The organism is Enterococcus sp. HMSC072F02 (assembly GCF_001837725.1).
GTDB lineage: Bacteria > Bacillota > Bacilli > Lactobacillales > Enterococcaceae > Enterococcus_B > Enterococcus_B lactis.
The window spans coordinates 1-3,162 of sequence record NZ_KV833887.1 but is presented as its reverse complement, the minus strand read 5'-3'; the positions used below and the strand labels follow the sequence as shown (position 1 = coordinate 3,162).

General features: G+C 29.6%; 4 protein-coding genes. 2 read left to right on the top strand and 2 right to left on the bottom strand.

The window, feature by feature from the left end; all coding sequences use genetic code 11:
- Positions 1–1,458 precede the first annotated feature (1,458 nt).
- Positions 1,459–1,719, top strand: coding sequence for a hypothetical protein (locus HMPREF2731_RS01000; protein WP_002329257.1), 261 nt, complete (start codon positions 1,459–1,461; stop codon positions 1,717–1,719).
- A gap of 180 nt (positions 1,720–1,899) precedes the next feature.
- On the opposite strand, the gene HMPREF2731_RS00995 is transcribed toward HMPREF2731_RS01000, so the two are convergent.
- Both HMPREF2731_RS00995 and HMPREF2731_RS15180 read right to left on the bottom strand, forming a co-directional pair.
- Complete coding sequence (locus HMPREF2731_RS00995; protein ID WP_002313710.1) at positions 1,900–2,202, bottom strand: hypothetical protein; 303 nt, start codon at positions 2,200–2,202, stop codon at positions 1,900–1,902.
- A 330-nt stretch (positions 2,203–2,532) separates the two neighbouring features.
- Positions 2,533–2,787: a hypothetical protein gene (locus HMPREF2731_RS15180; RefSeq protein ID WP_002306574.1), complete on the bottom strand. Its 255-nt coding sequence runs from the start codon at positions 2,785–2,787 to the stop codon at positions 2,533–2,535.
- An 86-nt stretch (positions 2,788–2,873) separates the two neighbouring features.
- On the opposite strand from HMPREF2731_RS15180, the gene HMPREF2731_RS14955 reads away from it, so the two are divergent.
- A complete protein-coding gene (locus HMPREF2731_RS14955) occupies positions 2,874–3,017 on the top strand; it encodes a hypothetical protein (protein WP_167513731.1) in 144 nt (47 codons plus the stop codon).
- Positions 3,018–3,162 lie beyond the last annotated feature (145 nt).

Genomic DNA, 3,162 nt, shown 5'->3' with positions numbered 1-3,162 from the left:
TTCTGAATCCCATACTTTATAAAAATCTTTGATAAATCTATTCGAAGGATCAAATTTAAACCATAATTGTGTCTTTCCTTCTATTAAAATATCTTGGTTATACGCATCTTCTTTGAAATTTAAGGTAATTGATATGTATCCCGACCAAATATTAGGGTTGTTAGAAATTAAAGACCCTAGTCCTAGTGATAATAAAATACCAGATAATTATACAGCGCAACAGTATATTGAAGATATTTACAATGTTAGATCTGAAATACAAAGAGTTCTAGATAGAATTGAAAATGAAATTGGTAAGATAATGATGGAAATGGAAAGATCGTGATAAAGTTTTTGTTACTATTTTTAATAATGCAGCAAAAAAATATTGCCACCATTTTGCCACCGATGACTGAGGTTTTCTCAGGTGTTTTGAAATGACCTAAAGATAGAAGAGATTATTTAGTTCCTTTATAACCTTTAATACTAGAAGCTTAGAGACTATCTTAGATTAATAGAGAATAGTACAGTTAGATTATTGCGAAAAGAAGCCTTCATGGCCGTTCTGAAAATGGACGAAGAAGAAAGTAAGAAGTAGTAAGAGGTCTATTTGACAATACTGAAAAAAATACCATATTTACATGGGTTTGCCACCGGAATGTCACCGGTGGTTTTTTTGTTGGTAAAATTCTCCATGATATCTACCATTTCAATTCTCATTTTATTTGTAATATGAGAATAGGTGTCCATCTAATCATGTTTTGGATGCCATGGAATCAGAGGATTAGTCGGAAACAACTTTGGATTAGTCAAAAGAATCCATGTATAAACTGAGTGATGTCGCTTAAGTTAGCGCAAAATTCTTAGCTGTTTTAAAAAATAGTTTGGCTATAATCTCTCAAAAAGTGTATTTATTCAAGTAACTTTTTCAGAAAAAATAGACTAGAAACAAAAAAAGCCAGCCCTAAGAGCTGGAAAACTTAATTTTTTGTATTCAGATAAATTAGTATGCAAATAAAAAATACTATCGAAAATACTAAACCAACTAAATAATTGGATAAAAAAAGGGGATCAGTATCTGAATCATCCCAAATCTGAATCATGAAATAGATAAATGGGAGGGATGAGACGATCAGTAAACAATCTTTTTTACGCCATGTTTTTAAACAATGTAGAACAATAATTTTATATGCACAAGTAACCCAGAATAAAATTTTACTAATAAATAACAAAGTTATATCCCCTTTATTTTTTCTCTTTTGCAATATATTTATCTTATCATTATTCATTGATTATGAGAAAAAAATGAGATTGAAGGGGGGGTCGGTAATAAAAGACTTATACAAAAATGAAGGGTTGCTTAGATACGTAGATTACTACAGTATAATAAGAACGGTTTCAAGCTATATGATCATTGATACATAAGTTCAGAAAATCGACTTAAAATGTTATTGATTAATGAGAATTGGAAAAACGGCAATGAATAAATCGAGTAAACAAGAATCGAACGTACTGAAGGCAACATTTGAAAAAGAATACGGAGTTTCTACAGAAGAAGTATATAAAGTGGCAAGTCAGGGTGTTGCTATTGCAAGTGAGGTTATTCGTAAGCTTGGATTTCTATATAAAATGATGCTCGTCAATGGGAGGGAGCGGAATGAAAAAAAAGACAGATGTTACGCTAGTAGTCATGGTATAGACGGTTTAATACTAGATATGCCGATAAAGTACCCTAATTAATTCGGATTGAAAGAATGATGAAATGCGATAGACAGCAACGGTTGAAAAATAGTAAGAACAATTATGAAGAGTTGAAATTCACATCCTTGTTTCCTAGTATGTTTTTACTATTTCCGTTGCTGTCTATTAATTTATAAACATCGGAGTTACGCATATTTAAAACACATCAATTACTTATTGTCAAAGATAGATATAATACGCATCAGCTTCCGAAGTAGCAGAATTTACCTTATGAAGTCCTTCTAATTTGATGTGGAGTTCTTTGGCAATTTCTTGAATATATTTGTTAAATATACTATTTTCTAATTTTAAATAATTAGCAATCTCTATAGAAATAACTTTTTTACATTCTTTTCCTATAAACTGAATATTAAACTGTCTTATTACACTGTTTCTATCACTTTCATTAGGAAAGCTACTTATCATCGATACATATTCTTTTATAGACATAAGAGTACTTTTTATCATTTGGAATTCATCCATAATTTCACCTTCTCTAATTATTTTAATTTTAATTTAATTATACATAATACTTTTATTTCTATCCATTTTTTTGCTGAAGAGAAAATAAGGTAAGGAAAGTTTAGCGACTATCGCTAGGTGAAAAGATAAACAGCTTCTTTTTTATTTTTTAGTTACATAGACATTCAGAAAAAAAGACAATCAACTAGTGATCGTCTTTTAGAAAGTTACCAATCAATTTTATAATATTGCTAGAAAATAAGATAAGAGCAAGACCTAAAATATTTATAAAAAATTGAAATCTAAAAAAATAGCATTCAGGATAACAAGAATCATTTCGATGTATAACAATTAATCATTCTTATAAAGATATCGCAAAACAATGATGAAAAGAATAAGTGATAAAAACAACCCAACTACGTAAAAAAATAATGCTGAAAGCGATTGATAAAATGTATATTTCACTATTTTTATGATAAAAATTGCTGTAGGAAGAAAAGAAAGCATTAATATAACTGTTTTTCTAGAACGTTTAGTGAAGTAAAAAAAAGAGCTGATACCAATACAGACTGGAATCCAAAATAAAAGCATGCTAAATGTGACCACCGTATCATCTCCCATATCGTCTTATGTCAATTAGGATAATAGCACTTTATCAACTAATAACCAAATATTAAGGATAATAGTTCCGAATGGACTACAAACACACCAGAATGGAAAAAGTCAGAAAACCGGAACTAACTGAAATAAAAGCAAAGTTTAAAAAATACGGTGTTCCTACAGAAGCAGCGGATAAAATTGCGAGCAATTGTATTGCCGGCCATCATTCAGGTTGAAAAAGTAAGTAGTTAACGAAGAACAAAAAGAAAGTAGATAGATATGAGATTTTTAATCGGAGATCATACTCGTTCATTAAACAATTGTTGTGATTTTTCTGAAATTTTACATCTTCTTAATTGTCAAATTAAGTTAGACAGATCA

Coding starts and splice junctions, on each gene's coding strand:
- HMPREF2731_RS01000 (WP_002329257.1), top strand. CDS start 1,459: ATGAATAAATCGAGTAAACAAGAATCGAACGTACTGAAGGCAACATTT.
- HMPREF2731_RS00995 (WP_002313710.1), bottom strand. CDS start 2,202: ATGGATGAATTCCAAATGATAAAAAGTACTCTTATGTCTATAAAAGAA.
- HMPREF2731_RS14955 (WP_167513731.1), top strand. CDS start 2,874: ATGGACTACAAACACACCAGAATGGAAAAAGTCAGAAAACCGGAACTA.